General features: G+C 39.0%; 19 protein-coding genes and 9 tRNA genes. 5 read left to right on the top strand and 23 right to left on the bottom strand.

What is annotated here, in order from left to right:
* Window position 1: 1 nt before the first annotated feature.
* Window positions 2-1,378, bottom strand: coding sequence for a UDP-N-acetylmuramate--L-alanine ligase (murC, locus tag QU661_RS03025; protein WP_304990280.1), 1,377 nt, complete (start codon window positions 1,376-1,378; stop codon window positions 2-4).
* Window positions 1,379-1,528: 150 nt separating this feature from the next.
* Here murC and purR point away from each other — a divergent pair, with 150 nt between their 5' ends.
* Both purR and QU661_RS03015 read left to right on the top strand, forming a co-directional pair.
* Window positions 1,529-2,326: a pur operon repressor gene (gene purR / locus QU661_RS03020; RefSeq protein ID WP_304990279.1), complete on the top strand. Its 798-nt coding sequence runs from the start codon at window positions 1,529-1,531 to the stop codon at window positions 2,324-2,326.
* A 127-nt stretch (window positions 2,327-2,453) separates the two neighbouring features.
* Window positions 2,454-3,242: a PHP domain-containing protein gene (locus QU661_RS03015; protein WP_304990278.1), complete on the top strand. Its 789-nt coding sequence runs from the start codon at window positions 2,454-2,456 to the stop codon at window positions 3,240-3,242.
* A gap of 105 nt (window positions 3,243-3,347) precedes the next feature.
* On the opposite strand, the gene QU661_RS03010 is transcribed toward QU661_RS03015, so the two are convergent.
* The 7 genes from QU661_RS03010 to QU661_RS02980 form a co-directional block, all read right to left on the bottom strand.
* On the bottom strand, window positions 3,348-4,721 hold the full coding sequence (locus tag QU661_RS03010; RefSeq protein ID WP_304990277.1) for a L,D-transpeptidase: 1,374 nt from the start codon (window positions 4,719-4,721) through the stop codon (window positions 3,348-3,350).
* Window positions 4,722-4,856: 135 nt separating this feature from the next.
* Window positions 4,857-4,930: transfer RNA gene (locus QU661_RS03005), tRNA-Cys, on the bottom strand.
* A gap of 5 nt (window positions 4,931-4,935) precedes the next feature.
* A tRNA-Gln gene (locus QU661_RS03000) sits at window positions 4,936-5,010 on the bottom strand.
* Between the two features lie 20 nt (window positions 5,011-5,030).
* Window positions 5,031-5,106 (bottom strand) — tRNA-His (locus QU661_RS02995).
* A gap of 18 nt (window positions 5,107-5,124) precedes the next feature.
* A tRNA-Asp gene (locus QU661_RS02990) sits at window positions 5,125-5,201 on the bottom strand.
* A gap of 6 nt (window positions 5,202-5,207) precedes the next feature.
* A tRNA-Val gene (locus tag QU661_RS02985) sits at window positions 5,208-5,283 on the bottom strand.
* A 3-nt stretch (window positions 5,284-5,286) separates the two neighbouring features.
* Window positions 5,287-5,363, bottom strand: a tRNA-Met gene (locus tag QU661_RS02980).
* A 158-nt stretch (window positions 5,364-5,521) separates the two neighbouring features.
* Between QU661_RS02980 and lgt the strand changes: the two genes are divergently transcribed.
* The 3 genes from lgt (at window position 5,522) to QU661_RS02965 (ending at window position 9,110) form a co-directional block, all read left to right on the top strand.
* Window positions 5,522-6,280 (top strand): prolipoprotein diacylglyceryl transferase, encoded by a 759-nt coding sequence (lgt, locus tag QU661_RS02975; RefSeq protein ID WP_304990276.1) that lies wholly within the window; start codon window positions 5,522-5,524, stop codon window positions 6,278-6,280.
* 11 nt (window positions 6,281-6,291) lie between these two features.
* Window positions 6,292-7,383 carry a redox-regulated ATPase YchF gene (gene ychF / locus QU661_RS02970; protein WP_304990275.1) on the top strand — a complete coding sequence of 364 codons (1,092 nt, stop codon included), beginning with the start codon at window positions 6,292-6,294 and terminating at the stop codon, window positions 7,381-7,383.
* Window positions 7,384-7,877: 494 nt separating this feature from the next.
* Window positions 7,878-9,110: a ribonuclease H-like domain-containing protein gene (locus QU661_RS02965; protein WP_304990274.1), complete on the top strand. Its 1,233-nt coding sequence runs from the start codon at window positions 7,878-7,880 to the stop codon at window positions 9,108-9,110.
* A gap of 428 nt (window positions 9,111-9,538) precedes the next feature.
* Here the strand turns inward: QU661_RS02965 and QU661_RS02960 are convergent.
* The 15 genes from QU661_RS02960 to ftsW all read right to left on the bottom strand — a co-directional run bounded on the left by QU661_RS02960 (window position 9,539) and on the right by ftsW (window position 23,979).
* A tRNA-Met gene (locus tag QU661_RS02960) sits at window positions 9,539-9,614 on the bottom strand.
* 11 nt (window positions 9,615-9,625) lie between these two features.
* Window positions 9,626-9,714 (bottom strand) — tRNA-Leu (locus tag QU661_RS02955).
* A gap of 10 nt (window positions 9,715-9,724) precedes the next feature.
* A tRNA-Asn gene (locus QU661_RS02950) sits at window positions 9,725-9,799 on the bottom strand.
* 97 nt (window positions 9,800-9,896) lie between these two features.
* Window positions 9,897-10,583, bottom strand: coding sequence for a YwaF family protein (locus tag QU661_RS02945; RefSeq protein WP_304990273.1), 687 nt, complete (start codon window positions 10,581-10,583; stop codon window positions 9,897-9,899).
* A gap of 9 nt (window positions 10,584-10,592) precedes the next feature.
* Window positions 10,593-11,600 (bottom strand): tetratricopeptide repeat protein, encoded by a 1,008-nt coding sequence (locus QU661_RS02940; protein ID WP_304990272.1) that lies wholly within the window; start codon window positions 11,598-11,600, stop codon window positions 10,593-10,595.
* Window positions 11,581-13,110, bottom strand: coding sequence for a B12-binding domain-containing radical SAM protein (locus QU661_RS02935; protein WP_304990271.1), 1,530 nt, complete (start codon window positions 13,108-13,110; stop codon window positions 11,581-11,583). Before QU661_RS02935 ends, QU661_RS02940 begins: the two co-directional genes overlap by 20 nt.
* An 11-nt stretch (window positions 13,111-13,121) precedes the next feature.
* Window positions 13,122-14,840, bottom strand: coding sequence for an arginine--tRNA ligase (gene argS, locus QU661_RS02930; protein ID WP_304990270.1), 1,719 nt, complete (start codon window positions 14,838-14,840; stop codon window positions 13,122-13,124).
* A gap of 18 nt (window positions 14,841-14,858) precedes the next feature.
* On the bottom strand, window positions 14,859-15,332 hold the full coding sequence (locus tag QU661_RS02925; RefSeq protein WP_304990269.1) for a 2-thiouracil desulfurase family protein: 474 nt from the start codon (window positions 15,330-15,332) through the stop codon (window positions 14,859-14,861).
* Between the two features lie 86 nt (window positions 15,333-15,418).
* A complete protein-coding gene (locus QU661_RS02920; protein ID WP_304990268.1) occupies window positions 15,419-17,794 on the bottom strand; it encodes an endonuclease MutS2 in 2,376 nt (791 codons plus the stop codon).
* On the bottom strand, window positions 17,787-18,266 hold the full coding sequence (locus QU661_RS02915; RefSeq protein ID WP_158696652.1) for a cell division protein ZapA: 480 nt from the start codon (window positions 18,264-18,266) through the stop codon (window positions 17,787-17,789). Before QU661_RS02915 ends, QU661_RS02920 begins: the two co-directional genes overlap by 8 nt.
* 39 nt (window positions 18,267-18,305) lie before the next feature.
* Window positions 18,306-19,151: a TrmH family RNA methyltransferase gene (locus tag QU661_RS02910; protein WP_304990267.1), complete on the bottom strand. Its 846-nt coding sequence runs from the start codon at window positions 19,149-19,151 to the stop codon at window positions 18,306-18,308.
* Window positions 19,151-20,293, bottom strand: coding sequence for a cell division protein FtsZ (gene ftsZ, locus QU661_RS02905; RefSeq protein ID WP_304990266.1), 1,143 nt, complete (start codon window positions 20,291-20,293; stop codon window positions 19,151-19,153). The genes QU661_RS02910 and ftsZ overlap by 1 nt, the downstream gene beginning before the upstream one ends.
* A gap of 148 nt (window positions 20,294-20,441) precedes the next feature.
* Window positions 20,442-21,638 carry a cell division protein FtsQ/DivIB gene (locus QU661_RS02900; protein ID WP_304990265.1) on the bottom strand — a complete coding sequence of 399 codons (1,197 nt, stop codon included), beginning with the start codon at window positions 21,636-21,638 and terminating at the stop codon, window positions 20,442-20,444.
* Between the two features lie 8 nt (window positions 21,639-21,646).
* A complete protein-coding gene (gene murG, locus QU661_RS02895; protein ID WP_304990264.1) occupies window positions 21,647-22,759 on the bottom strand; it encodes an undecaprenyldiphospho-muramoylpentapeptide beta-N-acetylglucosaminyltransferase in 1,113 nt (370 codons plus the stop codon).
* 2 nt (window positions 22,760-22,761) lie between these two features.
* On the bottom strand, window positions 22,762-23,979 hold the full coding sequence (ftsW, locus tag QU661_RS02890) for a putative lipid II flippase FtsW (protein ID WP_304990263.1): 1,218 nt from the start codon (window positions 23,977-23,979) through the stop codon (window positions 22,762-22,764).
* Between the last annotated feature and the right edge of the window lie 24 nt (window positions 23,980-24,003).

The following is a 24,003-nucleotide window of genomic DNA, read 5'->3' as shown; positions in this document are numbered from 1 at the left end:
ACTATGCTTTAAGCAACATCTGACCAATCTTATAGACATCGCCAGCGCCCATCGTCATCACAATATCATTATTCTCTGCATTGGCAGAAAGATACTTGACTATATCCTCAAAATCCTGAACGTAATAAACTTCTCTATCAGGATACTTTGCCTTAATTGCATTTACTATCTGGTATGAAGAAACTCCATATACATCCTTCTCTCTAGCTGCATAGATATCCGTTATGATAAGTGAATCAACATGGTCGAACGAATCCACGAAATCTTCAAAAAGCGCCTTTGTTCTAGTATATGTATGTGGTTGGAATACAACTCTAAGCTTATTATGCTTAACCTTGCTAGCAGCTGAAAGTGTTGCCTTAATCTCCGTTGGATGATGTGCGTAATCATCCACTATCTTAACGCCTTTCTTGGTAACACCAGTAAAATCAAAGCGTCTGTGAGTTCCCTTGAAGTTTTTAAGTGTACCAGCAATTACATCATCGTTTACACCGAGATATCTCGCTGTAACATATGCAGCCATTGAATTCAGAACGTTATGTTCGCCCGGTACGCCTAAATGAAGGTGGCAGAGAGCTTTGCCTTCATGACAAATATCATATTCTGGAAATCCTCTATCATCAAACGAAATATTTTCAGCATAGAAGTCGTTACTGTCTGTGTATCCATACGTTATTACATTAGTAAGTCCTCTGAGCGCTTCTTTTACAAAAGGATTCTCTCCAAATGCTATGATAATCCCCTTCTTAGGAATGTTAGAAACAAATTCTTTAAACGATTTAACGATATGATCCATGTCCTTAAAATAGTCTAGGTGATCAGAATCTATATTTAGAAGGACACCTATATTAGGAGTAAGATGTAAAAAACTATCCATGTATTCACAGGCTTCAGTAACAAAATAGTTGGTGTCACCAATTTCTACATTACCTTTAATCTCCTCGACATTTCCGCCGACAAGAATTGTTGGTTCATACTTCGCATCACGCAGTATAAGGGAAATCATGGATGTAACAGTAGTTTTTCCATGTGTGCCACATACTGCAACACTATGCTTATAGTTGCTCATAATCATGCCCAAGACTTCTGCGCGTGAGAATATCGGGATTCTTCTTTCCTTTGCACGAACAATCTCAGGGTTAGCATCAGATACAGCATTAGAATACACTATAGCGTCAACATCCTCTACGTTCTCCGCTTTATGCTCATAAAATACTTTAATCCCAATCCTACTTAGGTGATTAGTAATATCAGATCTGTTTATATCTGTCCCGCTCACTACATGACCATTGTCCTGTAATATCTCTGCAACAGCTGATAGCCCTACACCGCCAATACCTAGGCAATGAATTCTCTTGAACTTTGAAATGTCAGCCACTTTATTTACCTCCAAGCTAATTAATACCTCGAATAATTATACGGCATATCCCTTATGATTTCAACGAATAAAAGACATTAAACACTATAAGAACACGAATTGACTTTTGATCTAATAACAGTAAAATGAATGGTATTGGAGGAATTTGCCATGAAGAAAAATAAGCGTGTTGGAAGCTTAATTGCTGAGCTCCTTTCTCACCCAAGCAAACAGTATTCTTATAATCAATTCTGCTCTAAATTCGATATTGCAAAATCTAGCCTAAGCGAAGATATTACAACTGCAGGCGAGATTATAGCTACGGAAGGTATCGGTAGAATCGAGACGATCCAAGGAGCAAACGGTGGATTACGATATGTACCATCACTATCAGACAAGAGGTTAAAAGAGCTACAAATGACTCTAGTAAACAAATTGTCTGATCCCGCAAGGATTCTCGGTGGAAGCTTTCTATATACCTCGGACATCATGTTCGATGGACAGCTAACACGTAGTATGGGTACTTACTTTGCAGGCAAATTTGCAAATTTAAAAGCTGATTATGTTGTAACAGTCGAGACTAAAGGAATATCATTAGCTACCGATGTAGCATTCATGATGAACCTCCCATTGGTGGTTATTAGGCGCGAAGCAAAATACTCTGAGGGTTCTACCGTGAGTATAAATTACTTCTCAGGCTCATACGATAGAATACAAAAAATGTCTATTTCAAAAAGAGCAGTTTCCCCAAATAAGCGCGCTATAATCATCGACGATTTCATGCGCGGAGGAGGAAGTCTAAAGGGTGTATCAGAAATCCTATCGGAGTTTGATATAGAAGTAGTTGGTGCGGGTGTAGCCATAACATCGAGAGAACCCATCAAGAAAAAAATTGCTTCTTACCTTCCCGTGATATACCTCGACTCAATCGATGAAGATGCGAATCTGATCAAAGCATCATTCGAATAATATAGATAATATAGATCTTCCAGTGATTTTAACCACTTGATATACTTGAACTTGCTTTGATTTCTACATATTTTCGACATAATAGGGTTATATAATCAAGGCAATTAATTTTTAGGGGAAGATTGTTTTGTTAAAATTTGATATGCATTGCCATACGAGATATGGTTCAATAGACGCCAAGATTAGAATCTCTGAATATGTTGAGATGCTTTCAATAAAAGGATATGACGGAATGCTTGTAACCGATCACGATTCTTACCGAGGATATAATCGCTGGAAAGCAGAAAATCCAGACAATAACTTCAGAGTAATCAGGGGTATCGAATATGATACTAGGGATGCTGGACATTTTATCATAATTTTGCCTGATGGAGTTCACTTAAAAGCATTAACAATGAGAGGAATGAAGGTTGAAAAGCTGGTTAATCTCGTACACCAGGTCGGAGGCATCATCGGTCCTGCTCATCCTTTTGGTACTAGGAGCTCAAGTGCGATGCTTTTTAAAGCACTTAAACGCAACAGGACTCTTGTAAGGGAGTTTGATTTTATCGAGGGTTTTAACGCTTGTGAAACTGAAACCGCAAATGACTTATCTCAGCTACTAGCTAAAGATTTCAACAAACCGATGTTTGGTGGCTCTGACTCGCACGATTATGAATACGTTGGGATGGGTTATACGCTATTTTCAGATGACATATATAGCTGCGATGATTTAATTTCGGCCGTTCATAAAACTTCATTAAACACAGATAGCTTAATAAGCTGTGGGGGTATCGTTCGTGGCGAAACCCTAAAATCTAAACATGCTCATGCATTTTATTCAGTCTATGCCTTCATAGCATATAATTTTAGTCTTGGAATGATATACTCTCCACTAAGACAACATAGAGTTAAAAAGTCGCTCGAACACAAATAATATAAATTAAAAGTATACACATGATAAAAGCGCTAACAATTAGTGTTAGCGCTCTTTAAATATTTAATTTGTACACCTCTTAAAACCTGAGTTATCTGCTTATAACTAATTGTATACGTATACTATCGTCCCTGCAGGAATAATTCCAAACAGCTGCGCAGCCATCGAAGGTGGCATATTAACGCAACCATGAGAACCATTAGATACGTAAATCCCCCCACCAAATGCACCTCTCCAGGTTGCATCGTGAAGACCATTTCCACCATCAAAAGGCATCCAATAACTTACAGGCGATTCGTAATCTGAGCCATCATCGTTACGACCTTTGAGCGTGATATTACGCATCTTTCCGTTTATCTTGAATATTCCTGTCCTCGTCCTATGTCCAGGACCTCCGGAAACAATTGACGATGTGAATACTACATTGCCGTTCTTAACGTATTTTACATTTTGACCGGCAAGATTAATCTCAAGATGTGAACCATCTCCATTAGAGGCCGCTCTATCTGTCACGATTGATCCCGTTTTGCCATTCTTGGCAGAATTAAGAATAGAATCCGCAGTCTTGTCAACATCTACACTGAGTTTAAGGGCACTATTATAAAGTGTCTTATCACCAACAAGAGTCTTTACAGTTAAAGTATTTCCTGCATACTTTTCTGCTATACCCTTTGCAACCTCCTTCGCTCCTTTTTTACTGTACTTAGGTCCTTCCTTTGTATAAAGTATAACCTTTGCAAGAGAGTTCTGATCTACCTCATAAGGTGTTCCGGTAATAGTGTTTAGATAAAGAGGCTTTGAAATATACTTCTTAGCAAATTCAAACTCATCCTTAAGAGATTCTGCCGTAACCTTAGGCTCTGATATAAGCTTCTTACGATTGATCTTATACTTATTAAACTTGTAATCAGCAGCTTTTTTTTCAGCAACATCCTTAGCCACCTTGGTGAAATCAACACTATCTCCTTGAACCTCTGGTACAATCTCCATATTATTGTAATCAATATATGCATCTTTAGTGTATTTTACACCCTGAGCATCAGGGACAGCATCACCTATTATCTTGGCGGATTCATCGATACCTCCAGCATTTTTAAGCGAGATATTATAGTTAACACTATTTTCTATTAATACCCTAGGGTCTACGGAGGATATTCCAATCTTAGCACGAACAGCTGATTTAATATCATAAGTAAATGATGTATTTATTTTCTTTGGTTCCTGTCCATCTTCTTCGATTGTGAAAGAATTATTAGCATCTGTGATCTTCTTTACCGCTTCTTCGGTCTTGAGTCCAGATACGTCAACATTGTCGATTTTTACTCCTTTGGGAAAGGTTGTCGCATTGCTGTATCTGTAGCCTACAAATGCACTCACACATATGAAAATCAATGCAATAATCGCAATGATTATCTTAGCTCGATTGCCAGTACTAACTTTCTTATCAGCGAGATTTTGCACAACATTTTTATTTCTCAAGTCTACAATTCCTTACTTTTTATTATTAATTAAATTGCATTTTGTAAAATCTATACCCATTAATTAAATCACAATGAGGTGTCCATGTCAAAGCAAAATAAAACAGCTAAACATATAGTTGAGCTGTTTTCATTATGGAGGCGACACCCAGATTCGAACTGGGGATAAAGGTTTTGCAGACCTCTGCCTTACCACTTGGCCATGTCGCCATTATTGGCTGGGGTAACAGGATTCGAACCTGTGAATGACGGAGTCAGAGTCCGTTGCCTTACCGCTTGGCGATACCCCAACAAAAAATGTAAACGTCAATGGGGTGGGTAGTGGGATTCGAACCCACGCATACAGGAGCCACAACCCTGGGTCTTAACCGCTTGACGATACCCACCATATCGATTTTAAAAGTTGGCGACCGGGAACGGGCTCGAACCGTCGACCTCCAGCGTGACAGGCTGGCATTCTAACCAACTGAACTACCCGGCCAAAATATGGTGGACGCTATAGGGCTCGAACCTATGACCCTCTGCTTGTAAGGCAGATGCTCTCCCAGCTGAGCTAAGCGTCCAAATGGTAGCGGTGGATGGACTCGAACCATCGACCTTCCGGGTATGAACCGGACGCTCTAGCCAGCTAAGCTACACCGCCATATATACACTAATGTGTCGCCAAACTATATTACCAAACGTCATTATTCTTGTCAATACTTCATCTTCATTTTCTGCGATAATCTCGTTAATTTAGCTCATTTATGGTATACTATCCTAGTATATTTTTCTAGAATCAACTTTGTATTGGAGGTTTCAGTGACATCACCCGGACCAATTGCAATTTCAATAGCAGGTTTCGATATAAGATGGTATGGCATATTAATTGCCTTTGGCGCACTTCTTGCGCTATTTGTAAGTTACAAGCGTGCACCAAGATACGGCTTATCTTCTGACGATGTACTAGATATAGCACTAGGGATTCTTCCTTTGGGAATACTTGGAGCAAGAGTTTATTATATAATATTTAATTGGGATTATTATAGCGGGTCAACTTCTGAGATTCTAAATATTCGTGGTGGAGGTCTAGCGATACACGGTGGATTAATTTTGGGCTTTATTACGGCATATGCTATTTGTAAGTATAAGAATATTAGCTTTATTAATGCCGCCGATTTAATACTTCCTTCTGTTGCTCTAGCACAGGCAATAGGCCGCTGGGGGAATTTTTTCAATAATGAAGCGTACGGCACCGAAACCACCCTTCCATGGGCTATAATAGTAGATGGAAAATCGGTACACCCTACTTTTCTCTATGAATCGTTATGGTGTTTTATTATTTTCATCATCCTTTCATTTATCTTTAGACACAGAAAATTTCCCGGACAGGTAGCATGTCTATATGGACTGCTGTATGCGCCAGAGAGATTCTTGGTAGAAGGATTGAGAACAGACAGCTTGATGGTTGGTTTCTTAAGACAAGCTCAGGTTATCAGCATAGTCATCTTTATCGTTTCACTTACATTATATGTATATCTTAAGAAAAGGAACGATTACAATAGTAAGAATAATTTATAAGAGGTAATAAAATGAAACTAGGCATTGTGGGTCTACCTAACGTAGGCAAGAGCACACTATTTAACGCAATCACTAAGGCTGGCGCAGAAGCTGCCAACTACCCTTTCTGCACAATTGAGCCAAATGTTGGGGTTGTAACCGTTCCAGATAAAAGACTTGAGGTTCTAACAGATATCTATAAGGCAAAAAAGACAATCTATACGACTATAGAATTCTGCGATATTGCCGGACTAGTTAAAGGAGCTTCAAAAGGAGAAGGTCTTGGAAATAAATTTCTCGGTCATATCCGTGAGGTTTCTGCCATCGTTCATGTTGTAAGATGCTTTGAAAATGACAATATCGTTCACGTAAATGGTCATATTGATCCACTGGATGATATCGATACGATTAATACAGAGCTCATATTTGCCGATTTAGAGGTTTTAGAAAGAGCTATAACCAAGCTTAACAAGAATATGAAGGCTGATAAAACTCTTGGCAAGCAAGTTGCACTGCTAGAGAGAGTTAAGGTGTGGCTCGAGACAGGCAAATGTGTTCGCGCTATGGAGCTTGATGACGAAGAAAAAGAAATCATTTCATCTATGGATTTACTAACCTATAAGCCAGTAATCTACGTTGCTAATGTTTCCGAGGATGAGGTAGCTAGTGAAGATAACGAGTATGTATCCAAAGTCTCAGAATTTGCTTCTACTGAAGGTGCTGGTTGCGTGAAAATTTGTGCGGAAATCGAAGCTGAAATGGCCGCACTTGAGGATGATGAAAGAGAGTTGTTTCTTGAAGACCTAGGCATAGAGGAATCTGGTTTAGATAAGCTGATTAAAGCAAGCTATTCCCTTCTCAATCTAATATCTTACCTCACTGCTGGCGAGCCGGAAGTTAGAGCTTGGACAATTACTAAGGGGACTAAAGCGCCTCAGGCAGCTGGGAAGATACATACAGACTTTGAAAAGGGTTTTATAAGAGCTGAGACCATCGCATACGACAAACTAATTGAATGTGGTGGCAGTCTTGTAAAAGCTCGTGAGCAAGGTCTGATTAGATCCGAAGGCAAAGAATATGTTGTACAAGACGGAGATGTAATTCATTTCTTATTCAATGTATAGAAAATAATTTTTAAGCAGCTTATGATAAAGGTACTACTTAAAGCTTTGAATAAACCCCAAAAGTTAGATGTCATGCTAGCTTTTGTAGATGTGTTTCAGCTAAAGCTTGCAAGCTGAAAGTGGTCCTTTTTATATGTCTTCTTGTACAATTTCCTTTTCATCACATAAATCAATCGAATACTCATTCACTAAAAATATTAATTATGTTACTAGTATAATTATTATCACATTAAGTATTGCAAAATGTACAAAGAGCGACTATAATCACTTATAGAGATTGTCTCCCTGGCAATCTCTTAATCTCTAGTCCCAATACCCTTTTTACAAAACAGACTACTCCCCTGTAGTCTGTTTTACTTTTTTATACTAATGAATTATAGTAATAAAACATAACAGATAGTATTTCAATTAATTGTAGATTTAAATACTAGGCATTATTATATTTCTTAATAAGCACTTATATGCCAGTTTTTGGCATAACTAAAAATAAAGACATGAAAAAATTTACTAGATCTTACAACACTTATATTTACTCAGGACAAATATTCGATTTATATCATGGTGGGCTAAAGCCATGCATATTTGATATTGAGACAACCGGTCTCTCCGCACAGCGCGGAAATAAAATCATTCTGACAGCTTGTCTTATACCAGATAGAAAAGGCGTGACTATAACTCAATTTTTTGCTGAAAATCCATATGAGGAAGACCGTGTAATTATGGCCACAATGGATTTTTTGAAAGATGAAGGTGTAGATTATTTGATAACATATAATGGATTATCATTTGATATTCCATTTATGAAACAGAGGCTTGAGATGAAAAATCTCCCTTATGTTCTAAATATGTATGAATTTGATTTATATAATTTCATAAGATCAAATACTGACCTTAAATCCCAGATAGGTTCGTTAAGTCAGAAGAATATTGAGCAATACTTTGGCATCAACTCAAACCGAAAAGATGTAATATCTGGTAGAGAAAGCGTCAAGCTTTTTGCTGAATACACTCTTAATCAGGATTCTGTAATAGAAAAGATAATTCTCACGCATAACCGTGAGGATGTTCTCCAGCTCTGCCACCTTCTAAGTATAATAGGACGAAACAATTTCAGTGCTGCGTTAGGCGAACCTGATGTTGAATCAAGGTATGATGATATTCATGAAGTTACATACTCCAACTCAAATAAAGTGCCCAATGCAAGTGAGCCGCATGGCGCGAGTAAATCATCTGATTCAAATGCAGAGCCTATTGTTTCGAACCACCGCTTGGATGCAGCGCTGGCACAGACGGGAGCTGGGCTCCCGTCTGCTGGCGGCGATCTTACAGCAAGACCGAGGCTCGCCGCTGGCTGCCTGGTCATTACGGGCAGTCAGCTCCGTGCGCCGCACAAACTATCAGAAGAAACTGATTTTGCAATAAATGCTAATATATTCCCAGAAACGGCTTCATCTATTAGCGCGGAATTCATCAAGGAAAACTGCTCTTATCAGATAAAGATTCCACTTGAGAAGCATGGGAACTCTCAGTTTCTAGATATCAGGAAAATACTATTACGGGCTGAATCCTCAGAAGATGATGTACAGATTAAATATGCCGAATTATTAAGAGAATCTGATAACCTCATCAATGATTATCTGCTTCTAGTTAATGATGGTAAAGAACTACATCGAGAGATTAACCTTTTCTCAATCCTTATCAGCACTCAGTTATACAGGAATATTTAAACTATATATGCTGATTATATGAGCTTTGCATTTTTCAGTTGTATTAAAATATTCACTATATGATAGAAATAATGTATGCTGTAGCAAAAGCTGCAGCATACATTATTGACAACTCCTTACAAATAACATCATAACTCAAGGTCGTATTTTAGCACGAACTCTACCATATTTTCTTTTTCAAAATTTAATGAGATAATCGGTTTACGATATTCACATAATCCAATTTTAAAGTCTTTTCTTTTAGAAGCTTATCTTCATACTTACCATAGACATAAGATTTATTAATTGTTTTTTTACTCATATCAAAATACATCATTTTCGAGTTATAGTTGCAAAGCAAATTACTTTATCAGAAAACAAGATATTAAATAATAATTATTTTTATACTAAAAACGACTTCAGATTACTCTGAAGTCGTTACTTTTCGTTGGTTGCGGGGACAGGACTTGAACCTGCGACCTCCGGGTTATGAGCCCGACGAGCTACCAACTGCTCTACCCCGCGATATCTATAAATGGTGCCGGAAACCGGGGTCGAACCGGTACGAGAATCACTTCTCACGGGATTTTAAGTCCCGGGCGTCTGCCAATTCCGCCATTCCGGCACAAATTCAATGGCTCCGAGGGTGGGGCTCGAACCCACAACCTACCGGTTAACAGCCGGTTGCTCTGCCATTGAGCTACCTCGGAACATCATCCCGCATTTGCGACTTCCTTATTTTACACTACACATATTATACTGTCAAGCGATTTTATATAAATCGCTCCTTTATGGCGACCTAGACGTCTATGCACTTAGGTCGCTTACACTTTTATTTGTTATTAATAAATAAATATTATCGAGAGCCATTTCGCCAATTACGAGAAGTATAGTCATTAATGTGAATATAACATACTTATTAATACTGATAGGAAGTGATGGAGGTAATTCCATTAGGTAACTATAATTACTTCCAAGAATCGCATTTGCAATCATAATAACCAAATTCATAATGAATGTGATCACCACTACGTTCTTTAAATTCAGCCTTACCTCCTTCTTAGAGATAATAATAAGTGAATTCATAGTGATTAGGTAATGAGTACATATAAATGTAATATTCGTAAGATGTGGCCACAAATAGTCAGACGGATCTGGTACACCGAATGCTATGACGGTGCCTATTATTCCTAACCACGCAAAGTATCTGGTAATCACTGGCCTTTTTGCCACATATCCCACTGCCATCATAAGCACAGCAATCCTACAGTGATATAAAGGCAGTCCTTCCATGATAAAAAGCTCTTTATAGCCCAGATACCAGATGAACAACGTAATCTGCAGTATCACATTAGTAGCTAGCAGTATTTTCAGTAACTTATCATTTTTTCTATATCTATATGCGATAATTATTGCAATCACTAGCCCCACATATATGAGTTTCATGTTTAGGTTCGGATCACCATCTAAAGTATATCTAAAAAAATGTTGCATCCCAATTCCTTAGAAATTTTCTTGTTCTATATTGTTATTAACTATATCTATCTTATTTATGTACTTTAAAGCATTCACCTGATCTCCTATAGCAGTATATACAGAGGCTAACTCTTCCATTATATCTGTATTGCTAGGAGAGTAAATCAGAGCCTGCTTGTAATAATCAATCGCTGACTCTGCTTCGCCTAGAGACGCCGCACATACCGCCATATAGTACCATAGAGGCCACCAATCACGGTATTTCCCATCTTTGTATTTAGATAGAATATCAAGACCACCCATGTAATCTCCACTAAGTACGCAGTTTACCCCCTCCTCTATCTTCACAGGTTCTTCAAGGGTATCCAATCTTTCAGAAATCTCACTACGGAGTTCTTCAACTTCTGTATCTCCAGAAGCTGCTGTCAGTTCTATAAAGGTTTTCCATGTAAGATTGGCTTTAGTATATAGTCCCATGTTTGCATATCCATAGCCAAGGAAGTAATATCCCATAGCAAAGTCAGTATGTATCATCGTTAGAAGTTCAAAGACTTCAAGTGATTCAGCTTTAAAACTTCCTACATAAGATTCATCTTCTTTTTCCTGTTCATATGCATCCTTACAAGCCCTGCCGTATAGATAAAGTGCATCCCGTGACTTCGGATCGAATACCAATACAGATCTAAAGAACATTGCTGCAACTTCATATTTTCTAGATTGCCCATACTTAGCACCCTCTGCAATAAGAGCTTTGCTCGCATCTTCTCCGAATATATACTTGATATATGAGATATAATTATCCTTATATTCAAAGTTAGTATCTGCTCCGATAACTCTCGCCATCCCAAAAGCGATTGTCAGTGTTGTAAGTTCGTCACCCACTCCAGCCGCAATAGGAACAGGGATGCCGTGAAGTATTTCAAACACCCCCGCATCTTTTAAATATTTGTCTGATAGCTCGTCAAATAAAATACCTCCATTTAAATCCTGGAGGTATTTTGCGATTCGATCCTGTTTAGATTTTTGCTTTGACATGTATTTCCCAACCTTTACGCTCTAATCTTCTAATCACATCTTGCGAAACATTGTTATTCATATCGCTGTGAAGAACTTCCTGAAGGACCTGCAGTTTCAATGTATCTTCATTTTTATCGTACAGCTCTGCAGCAAAAGTATATATGATCCTATACAGATTCTCTGCTTTACCCAGCTTGCACGAAAGATCGTTTTCCATTATGAATGATGTAAGTCCATCAAAAAACTCAAATGGCTTCATGCCTGCATCGAACATAATCTTGCTAATAGAATTTTCAAAACCATGCTCAAATGTCCTTACAGTTTCAGCCACTAGCTTGATTCTAACTATATTTGCAGCCGAAATATAATCATTAGTTATGACTTCATTTGGATATCCTCTGCTGTATTCATAGCCGAATTCATCTGCTTTTTGTCTGAACATCGTTCCTTTCTTAATACGTAGAACTTCGATGTCAAATTCATCAGCGCCAAGATTATATATCTTGTTAAACGATCTTTCAAATAATTCTATCGTCTCCCCTGGCAGCCCTACTCGCTGTACAACTCTTACATGGACTTTGCTATTCTGTAAAAGCTTAGATACGTTGTACATAAGCTGATAAATATTTTCCTTACGCCCAGCTGCCGCTAGTGCAACTGCATTGGTACTCTCAATATCTATATCGAAGTGGAATAAACCATGTCTTGCCTCGCTAAGTAGTTCAACCGTTTCCTCATCTAACAAATCACCATTCACATCGAATGAGAACGATGTGACACCATTATCGTTGTTGATAAGGTACTCCCAGATTCTATATGCTCTCGAAACATCGTAATTGAACCACTTTTCTACAAATTCTACCTTCCCAACTTTCTTGACAAGGAAATATCTGAGTTCATTACAAATTCTGTTTAGAGATAATGAACGCAGCGATACCCCCGGCATGTACTGAGAGTAATGACAGGTATCGGGAACCCCTCTAGACGATTCGTAATATACCGTTTCACCTTGCTGAACTCCAAACTTATCATATGCAAATGGAATATCTTCGTAACGAATCGGTTCACCAATCTTATTTACAAGAATTTCGTCATTCTCTCTGTAAGCTAATCCATCTATGCTCTCGAAATCAAAACTGTACGTAATAATTGAACGCACGAAGTCAAATAGGATCTTTTCGCCTTCACCGCGGAAAACGTAGTCCACCTCTGAGTGTGCTAGCATGAACTCGCGAGTTTCAAAGCTCACTTCTGTGCCACCTACCACTGTGATGCAGCTCGGAATAGCCTTCTTAATCATCTCGCAAATATGCACTATCTTGGATTCATTGATTGCATCAGCATGGAAATACAGAATACTATACTTCTCATCCAGCAACTCTTCATAAATCCTCTGGTCAGTTTCACTCAATTCAAACTCCCTGAGAGTTACCTCTAATGGTGAGTTCCCAACGACATTATACATGTTCTTGAGTGCTAGCTTTGAATCAAAGCAATCCGTCTTGACTGTACTGAGCAATAGCTTCATCGTTGTCTCCTCTACATTTTATCTGGCGCTTTTATACCCAAAATCGCTAAGCAATTGGCAATTGTAACCTTAGAAGCATATACTAGCGCTAGCTTTTCAACTTTCTCTTCTTCATTATCCACTAAAATATGTTCATCATGATAGAACCTATTAAAGCTCTGCGCGATATCTATCAGATGTCTTGTTAGAATTGATGGCTCATACTTAGCTGCAGCCTCTCTTATTACTTCTGGCACCCTATAAATCAGCTTAGTTAGCTCATAAGCACTATCCGATGTTACATAGCTGAAATTACTGATATCACAGTTCTTAATCCTGTCTAATTCCTCACTTGATGCATTTCTAAGGACACTAGATGCTCTAGCATGTGTATACTGAACATAAGGTCCTGTCTCCCCATCAAAGTTAAGAATTTTATCCCATGAGAATACGTAATCTTTAATCCTATTGTTAGATAATTCTTGGAATATAACCGCACCTATACCTACTTCTTTAGAAATCTCGTCGATATCAATACCACTTGTATTCTTCTCGGAGATTATCTCTCTAGTCTTCTCAACAGCCTTTTTAAGAACATCCTCTAAGAATACCACCCTGCCCTTACGAGTTGACATCGTCCCTTCTTCAAGGCTAACAAGACCAAATGGAACATGAATACAGTCTTTTTCCCACTCATATCCCATAAGTGATAGAACCTGTTTCCACTGTTTAAAATGTAGATTCTGCTGAGTTGCTACTACATAGATGTTCTTGTAGAAATCGTAATGCTGCTTTCTGTATATAGCTGCAGCAATATCTCTAGTAGCATACAGACTTGAACCGTCAGACTTAGTGATAACAGCCGGAGGCATATCATAATCTTCAAGGTCAACAATCTGTGCCCCCCTCGACTCATGCATGAGGTTCTTGTCCTTTAGTTCCTGCAGAACAGCAGGCATCTTGTCAGAATAGAAACTCTCACCTGCATACGAATCAAACTCGATGTCAAGCATCTTATAGACTCTGCTGAACTCTTCGAGGCTGAGTTCTCTAAATCTTTTCCACAGCTCCACTTCCTCGGGTTCTCCATTTTCTAGCTTAGCAAAAGTCTCTCTGGCCTTATCGTCTAAAGTCTGATCCTTTTCAGCTTCTTCATGAAATTTCGTATAATACTTAAGAAGTGATTTTATAGGATTTTTCTCGAGTTCCTCCTCGCTGCCCCAAAGCCTGTAGGCAACTATCATCTTTCCAAACTGCGTGCCGTAGTCACCGAGGTGGTTGATTCTAACTACATCATAGCCAGTTGCATTGTACAGCTTGTAAATGGAATTACCAATAACGGTACTCCTGATATGTCCAATATGGAACGGCTTAGCGATATTAGGAGATGAAAACTCTACTATTACTTTCTTCCCGTCACCAACATCAGATTTACCATATTCTCGTCCGAGGGAAATAACTTCTGAAATGATATTTCGCACAAAAGCATCCTTGCAGATAAACATATTCACATACGCATTCACCTGTTCAACCTTATCAAAGATAGATTCAGCTTCGATAGCCGATGCAATATCAGCGGCAATCATCTGAGGCGCTTTTCGCATAGTCTTTGCCAATCTAAAGCAAGGAAATGCAAAATCACCATTCTTAGAATCGGTTGGAATCTCAATCATCTCAGCAATTTCTTCGGCAGTTAATCTAATTTCCTGCTTAGCAATAATTTGTGCAATCTGTACCTTATAGTCGATCATTACCCGGACTTCTCCTCTTTATAATATGTTTTCTTTGAAATTTTTCTCACTCACAACTGGAATCCCTTGTTCTTTAAGAAGATTGGCAAAGATGCCATCTCCAGAAATCAAGCTACTTGTAAATGTTCCATCATAAATCTGGTCACTTCCGCAAGATGGACTATTAGCCTTAAGGATAGCTCCTTCTATTTCTTCGCCTAGCTCGTCTGCCCGCCTAAGTGCTAATTCTAGCGATATCATAGCTCCTTTATGGAAAGGTTCCGTAAGGTCGTTACCTCCCTTATCGATGACGCGAATCTCTAAATTACCATCAATTTTTTTCGTGCACTGTTGCTCTGCTGGCAGTCTTGGTGATTTAAGGCCACCTAAAATCTCTGGACACACTAGAACAACATTGTGATTACGGCAAAATTCAACAACTTCCTCATTATAGTTACTACCGCCATTATATTTGCAATTATTGCCCACAAGGCAGCTGCTAACGACGAACATTTACAAAACCTCCAGTATAAATCTTTAATCAATTAATTATATATCAAAATTAGTATTTTAGTAACCTATTAAAGTGCTAAAGCTCATTATTTGTCTATAAAAGTGACTACCGTAACCCCTTCACCACCTTGGTCATATGAAGCACCTGCAATGGACTTAATGTTTTTGTTGCGCTTAAGCATGCTTCTGATGCCGCCACGAAGTATACCTTCACCTCGTCCATGTACAATCTGCACCTCGTTTATACCCGACAAGAAGGCATCATCTATGTATTTACTAACCTCTAGTTCAGCATCATCAAGGTTTTTACCGATGACATTAATACATGGTGAAATCAACTTAGCCTTATCCGTATTCATCTTTGCGTAGCCCCTACGCTTACGTTCTTTTGTTCCAGGCTTATTGTCCTCTATAATCATAACATCTTTAATCTTTGCACCCATCTTGAGCGCGCCGATTCTCACTGTCAGTTTTCCTGACGAATCAGGCGAAGTTTCAACTTCACCATTCTGCCCAAGCTTAAGCAACTTGATTCTAGTGCCTGGCTTCAAATCCTCCGCCCTTGGTATATTGGTATTCTTAACTCTGCGCGGTGTCATAGCATTTTCAATTGATTTCTCTCTGAGCTTGCGTTTACTGTCAGCAACAACTGCCGAAGAATTATTTATACCCTCCTTAGCTGCCTTTCTGAGCTCTTTGCTCACTTCATTGACCGTCCTATTTGCATCGCTGATAATTTCACGCGCTTCTTCCTTTGCAGATTCAATTATCTTATGCTTACTTTCCTTTGCTTTTGCAAGCTTTTCATCAGCTTCTTTAAGTTTTTTCTCTGCTTCGGCTGCTTTGATGCGAGCTTCTTCAAGCGCTAAATCAACTTCCTTTTTATCCTCCTCCACTCTCGAAACTGCCCCTTCAAACTCGAGGTCACTTCCATTCATTAGGGATATCGCTCTATCGATAATATTGGAATCAAGACCAAGCTTTCTAGATATTTCAAATGCGTTAGACTTTCCAGGAAGACCCACTTTTATCTTATATGTAGGTGCAAGTGCATCCATATCAAACTCCATCGATGCATTTTCAACGCCCTCTGTTGAAATTGCATATTTCTTGAGCTCCGTATAGTGTGTAGTTGCAACGATGTGTGCACCTTTTTCTTTCAAGGCTTCAAGCATCGCAACACCAAGTGCTGCTCCTTCAGTGGGATCAGTTCCAGAGCCAACTTCGTCGAGTAGCACGAGTGATTCATTATCTGCATTTGCAATAATATTTGCCGTATTGAGCATATGAGAGGAAAATGTACTCAGATTATTTTCGATGCTCTGTTCATCTCCTATTTCAGCATAGACCTCCTTGAAGAGAGGGATATTGCTCTCCTCATGACACGGAATATGTAGACCTGACTCCGTCATTAGAATAAACAGCCCGATGGTCTTAAGTGTTACAGTCTTACCACCTGTATTGGGACCTGTAATCAAAAGTGTATCGTATCCATCACCAAGGCTTACGTCAATTGGTACCACCTTTTCCCTGTCCAGAAGTGGGTGTCTTCCTGCGCAAATATCTAGATACCCATCTAGATTAAGCTTTGGTGACACAGCATCCATCGCTATCGAAAGTCTTCCCTTTGCATTGATGACATCAAGCTTTATAAGCAATTCTTGATTATTCTTGAGATCGTTATAATGCTCGCTAACCCTATCAGATAGCATCTGTAAAATGTGTTCAATTTCTCGTTGCTCAGCTAATTCCAGTTCTCTTAACTCATTATTTAAACTTACTATAGCCTGTGGTTCGATAAAAAACGTAGCACCTGTTTTAGACTGGTCATGGATGAGCCCCGGCACTTTGCTGCTATATTCACGCTTAACAGGAATTACATACCTACCATTTCTTAAGGTTACAATCGCATCTTGCAGATATGAATTGTTATTTCCTACACCCCTATAGCTGTCGATTTTTCGGTGTATATTCTCATTTTTATTCCTGATTTCACGTCTAATTTTATTTAATTCAGGCGATGCATTATCAGACATCTCATCTTCAGACAGTATGCAACGGTTTATTTCACTCTCAAGCTTGGTATTTGGAACAATTAGTGAATTTATCTCATTAATCATAGGAATTTCAGGAACATCAGAAGAAAGGAAGTCCTTGACTTCCCTTGCACCAGCTAGGCTACGATTGATAGCAAGAAGCTCCCTCATCGTTAATGATCTGCCCTTGCTTACTATGTCTAGAAAGCCATTGATGTTCCCTATTTCTCCAACCGGAATGCTGCCTTTATATAGAATAACGGAAACTGCTTCCGTAGTTTCCGTTAATGCTTCCTTAACCATCCGCATATTTGACATAGGCGCAAATCCATTAATGCGTTCTCGCGCAAGAACTGCCCCAGCCTGAGCGGAAAGAAGGTCTATTATTTTGTTGTATTCCAGAAGATTTAAAACCTTCTTATTCATTCTCGCCTCTGAACTTCTGCAAGTTCCTAATTTCGTTCTTGAGATTAGTATTCTCCATCTGGAGATCGAAGTAAGCACTTTCAAGTTCCGAACACTTGGTTTCTAAAGCCTTATACTTCTCACTCTCCTGAACATTCATATCTGATGCAGTTGTCATCTTATCCTTCAGATCAGATACCTGTAGCTTAGCATCCTCCCAGAGCGAGATATAGTGCTTAACATCGTTATCGAGCTGATGATTCTCAGTCTGTAGCTTAAGCAGCAAATCACTATTATCCATGAGTTTCTCAGCCAAGTTAATAGCTGTAAGAACCGCACTTCTATAATTTGGATTGCTATTAAGCATCTTACTGGTATGTCTAAGCTCATCGTCAACGTACTTGGCAATTTCCTTAATCTTATCCTCACTCTTATCTCCAGACAGGACATAGTCATTGCCACAGATTGTAACGTCTGCTTTGCATTTTTCCATAATATACTCCATTCTGCTATAAACGTTGTATCCGCATTATCACTCATCAGCCCTTACCGCCTCGTACATAAGTATCGAAGCGCAAATCGCTGCATTAAGTGATTCAACTTCACCTTGCATTGGTATAGTCACACGGACGTCAGAACATTCCATAATCTCGTCACTAACACCATTGCCTTCATTTCCTATAATGAGTGCTATATCATTTTCAAGGTTACACTCATAATAAGGGCACCCTTCTCTTGGATCTGTAACAACAATCTTTTTATCAAGTACCGATACTAAACCCTTTAATTCTTCAGCATCTGCAAGTTCTATAACAGAAATCCCAAATATCATTCCTGCTGAAGCTCGCAGCACTTTAGGTGAATATATATCCGCCGTACCTTTAAGAGTTGCAACAACCGAATACCCTGTAGCAACAGCGGTCCTAATCATAGTTCCTATATTGCCCGGGTCCTGAAGTCTATCTAGCACGAGAATATTACCTGTACCAATAGGTTCTAAGCTGGTTATAGTCTTCAAACTATAGGAACGTTTATCAACGACTGCCATAATTCCAGCTCCATTTTCCGCATCGCTTATCTTATCAAACAGAAAGCGCGGAATCAGGTATATATTCCGATAATCAACGTCTTCAGCTAGCGCATCAGCTATCTCTCCATAATCGAAATCATCTGATATGAGAACGAGCTTGATGTGTTGCGATTTACTCAGTGCCGCTCTTACGAGGTTAATTCCTTCGATAACGAACTCACCCTTCTTATCGCGGTATTTCTTTCTACTAAGTTTATTAACGCGACGTATCTTATCGTTGTCAGGGGAGCTAATGAATCGATATGACTCATCATTAGTCTTCCTGCCATATTCGTTATAAGCTTCCACTACTTAAGGAAATCAGGAACATCAAAATCAGATGATCCACTATTGTCCTTGTGGTCTTCCTTCATGAAGTCGCTCATGTCAACAATCTGCCCCTCAAGTCCGTCGACATTAACGCGTGTTCCACGAACACTAGGTGATGCAACTTCAGGAGTCTCATTGATTGGAGCAGAAAGACCACCGCTTGTGAAATCTGTTGCGATAAGTGTAATAGACACTTTATCATTCATATTTTCATTGACTGTAGCTCCGAATATGATATTCGCATCTGGATCAGCCTCGTCTTGAATCTTGCTTGCAATCTTGCTGATGTCCTGCATCCCCATATCATATCCACCACAAACATATAGAAGTATGGATCTTGCTCCATCGATTGATGTTTCAAGAAGAGGACTCTCGATAGCATTTCTAACTGCATCCTCAATTCTATTGTCTCCTGTGCCAATACCAACACCCATGTGAGCAACTCCTCTGCCCTCCATGATGGTCTTAACGTCTGCAAAGTCAACATTAACGATTCCGTACTCAGAAATAAGATCAGAGATGCCCTGAACACCCTGCCTTAATACATCATCAGCCATTGAAAATGCCTCAAGCATTGTAGTGTTCTTCTCACTTGAATCAATAAGTCTATCGTTTGGAATGATAACTAGAGAGTCAACAAAATTAGTCAGATACTGAATACCCTTTGTCGCTCTGTTCCAACGCTTCTTACCTTCAAACGAAAATGGCTTAGTCACTACTGCAACTGTCAATGCGCCGCAGTCCATTGCAGCCTTAGCGATGATTGGTGCAGCACCTGTACCAGTTCCACCACCCATGCCTGCGGTAACAAACACCATATCTGCATCCTGCAGATAACCTGAAATCTCCTCTAGAGTCTCCTCAGCTGCTTTCTGTCCAATCTCAGGATTAGCACCTGCACCACGACCACCTGTTAGCTTCTCTCCTATCTGAATCTTTACTTCAGCTTTGCATTTTGCAAGAGCCTGCTTGTCAGTGTTAACCGCAATAAAGGTTACACCTTGAAGATTCTCGTCAACCATTCTATTTATGGCGTTACAACCGCCGCCGCCTACACCTACGACTTTGATAATCGCAGCATTATCAGTGCTGGATACGAAGTCTGAAACAAATTCCATCATAAAGCCCCTCCTATTATCGACTAAATCTAACTAATAATATCATATTGAATAACACAATGCACTATATATACGGTTCTTTTTTGCATTCATACCACAAAATACATGGTTTTTTATTGTTTTTGATTAACAAATAAATAATATTCGTTATCTATAATTCTGGTGTGAATGATGCATATCCATCGGAGGAAATTGTAATTGTACCTCGCTTGATATTTCTTTTGAACAGTTCATTGAGCACCTTATGCAGCCGTCCTTTATCGATATTGTCTTTGAGATCCTTATACTTGCTTTTTACGACTAGCGAATCATATACATTTGCCGTTATAAAGAGTTCCGTAATATTTATTTTCGTGAAGTAAATATCCCCAGCTTTCATTGACTTCAGCAGCGATAACAGTTCTTTGAATAAATCTGGACTGCTTACCTCTACAGGATCCCCCAGTTTCACCTTTTTAACCTTAAACCCTGTGACAATTGTTAGCTTTGGCTTTGTTTTAGTTACCCTTAGAAGAGTTCCTTTGTTATCTATTATGAGGAACTGATCTCCATAAGTCAGGGCTGCTATCTGCATTCTCTCTTTTACATTTATAACAATCGTGCTAGGTAACTTTCTATAAACTCTGGCTTCCTCGATATATGGGTTTTTTTCGAGGTAATTAAGCATATTCCCCTTGTTAAGTTTATAAATAATGTTCTGCCCTGTTCTCGCATGTGCCATATTTGAAATCTCTTCATCAGTAAAATATTTATTACCCTGTACATCAATTGTATCTACAGTAAAGAAGCTTGATAAAGAAAACGCTGCACCTGCAATTATAATTCCTAAAATGATGAAGATTCTCGTAAAAAAACCTGGCATCTTTAGCTTTCGTTTGCGTTTTATCCGGCGCTTCTCGATATCATCTATATCTGATTTTGATTTTTTTTCAGCCAACCCCCCGGATTTTTCATTATCGTCAGTCTCTAATTCATCAAGCTTTTCACTTTCCTTGGTCTGTGATACCCCTTCTGCTTCTGGTATATCTGATTCTAGGAAATCATCTTCTATATGCTGATCAATATCACTATCATCGTCGGTCTCAGACGCATCTGAGCCACTATTAGAAATATTGGATACATTATAAAGTTTTGATTCAGAAATGTTTTCCAGGTTATTTTTTGACTCTATAATATCCGAATTTTCTGATTTTGTATCTATATTAACTTGTTCTTCTGACTTCTCATCAGAATCTGACTGGTCATTAGATACTATATATGCTTCTAGTTCATCTTTAGCACCGTTAAAAAGTGATTCTAGGTATTCTTCTTTATTGAGTTCAGGTTTGGTCTTTTTATCCTCTTTCATTGAACCCCCTATCTCCGTCTAGCTTTTACGTCACTAATTATCTCTTCACAAATTATCTTTGCAGCATCGACTGGAGCTGATTTATAGCTTCCTTCTTCCATATCCTTTAAAATAGATGCATCTGTACTAAGAGCCTTTAAAGCATTGAGTACCCTAACCTCTACATCGCCGTCTTCGGTGATAAGAACGGCGCCTCCGTTATCGGCTACGGCTTTCGCATTGTAATATTGATGATCTCCTGTAACATTTGGTGATGGAATAAAAATAGCTGCGCGTCCAGCCATGGTTACTTCCGCAGTTGAAAGCGCACCCGATCTACATATAATTACATTGCTTGCAGACAACATCTTTACCATTTCAGAAATATAAGGCATCACTCTGACATTTGTAGGTATTTTCTTGCCATCCATGGTCAATCTATCATTGACGTGTTCATAGTAATCCTTGCCTGTACCGAACAAGATAGTTACATTGCCATCATTTCCGTATTTGTTAATTATCGCAAGTCCTATATCGTTAATAGTCTCAGCACCTAAACTACCTCCAAAGATCAAGACAACAAAGTCATCCTGCGCTATGCCTAGTTCAGAACGTGCAAGTTCCCTATTTTGCTCTCCAAATTCACTTCTAACTGGATTTCCTGTATACACTACTTTCTCACTAGGAAAGTACTTTCTTGCTGCCTCAAACCCGAGAAATACCCTTCTAGCATACTTAGAAAGGAGCTTATTGGCTACACCAGGATAAGCATTCTGCTCATGAATATATATCGGGATCTTAAGAGTTCTTGCTGCTAAAACTACTGGCACGCTTACAAAGCTGCCTGTGCTCATCACAAGATCAGGCTTAAACTGCTTCATTACCCTAATCGCCTGTCTCTTACCCCTTTCGTTTTTGAAAAGTGTCTTAGCGAGTTTAAGCGGACTGCTTCTGTCAAACCACCTGGAATCGATATACTTTAAATCATATCCGTATTTTGGTACGATATAGCGTTCCATACCCTCATCAGAACCTAGGTATAGGAACTCTGCATCCTTATCTATTTCTTTGAATTGATCTGCAATCGCTAATGCAGGGTAAATATGACCACCAGTGATTCCCCCAGTTAAAATAATTCTCATATCTATTTCGCCCTTCCTTGCTTAGATATATTTAGCATTATGCCCATCGATGCCATAAATACCCACAATGATGTTCCACCATAGCTGACGAACGGCAATGTGATACCTGTTGCCGGCATAGATGCGGTTACAACAGCAACATTTACAATAACCTGTAACCCCAGCATAATAGCAATTCCAGCACCCATGAATAAGCCTAGCTTATCCTTGGCCTTAGATGAAACCATGATACATCTCCATATTAGAACAAGGTATACAATCATCATTATAAAGATTCCTACGAAGCCGAGTTCTTCACCTATTATGGCTAGAATAAAGTCATTCTGCGGCTCTGGTAAATATAAGTTTTTGGATATGCTATTTCCAAGTCCTAACCCTTTGAAGCCGCCATTTCCTAGTGCAATTATGGACTGTGAAACTTGGTATCCTTCGCCTTGAGCATCCCTAAATGGATCCATCCAGTTGGTAAGTCTGGAGTACCAGTGAGTATGTCTAAAAAATATCAGAATTGAGACCATGCCCACACCCAAGCTACCAAACGCAATGACAATGTATTTCCAAGCTAAACCGCCTACAAATAAAATACCAATCATAATGGCTACTATTACAATTGCCGTAGAAAGATTTGGCTGCTTGATAATCAAAGCTGCATGAACCGCCATAAGTGCCAATATCGTTGACATTCCAGTAATCCCTTGTTTTGCTTTGTTAGGATGCTCCGCAAGATAGGTAGCCGTAAAGATAATCATGGCTAGCTTTGATATTTCACTAGGCGTAATTCTGATTGGTCCTATAAATATCCATCGCCTCGCAAAATTAACGGTTACACCAAGAGGTGTAAAAAGCAGCATTAGCATCAGTAAGCTAAACAGCGCAATCTGCTTGTAATACTTAGAATATGAATGATAGTCTATCTTTGAAAAAACAAACAGAATTGCAAAACCAGAGACGGCAAAAGCAACTTGTCTCTTGAGAAAGTAATATGCATCTGTTGATTTCGCAAGTGTAGAATAATAGCCCGCACTAAACACCATAACAACACCGAACATAGTAAGAGCCGCGACCAATAAAAGTATGGTGAAATCACTTTCCGTATACAAGCTGCTCATCGCACCCTTAAAAAACTTACGATTCGATGATAGCTTGCTAGTCCTAGTGTAATCTTCCGCCTTTAACTTGTTTACCTGTTTTGAATTTTTAATATTGCTCCGTTTTTTCAATTCTGGCTACCCTTTATCCCAAAC

The sequence above is a fragment of the Mogibacterium neglectum genome, assembly GCF_030644205.1.
In the GTDB taxonomy this organism is placed as follows: Bacteria; Bacillota; Clostridia; order Peptostreptococcales; family Anaerovoracaceae; genus Mogibacterium; species Mogibacterium neglectum.
This window is presented reverse-complemented; position numbering and strand designations above follow the sequence as displayed.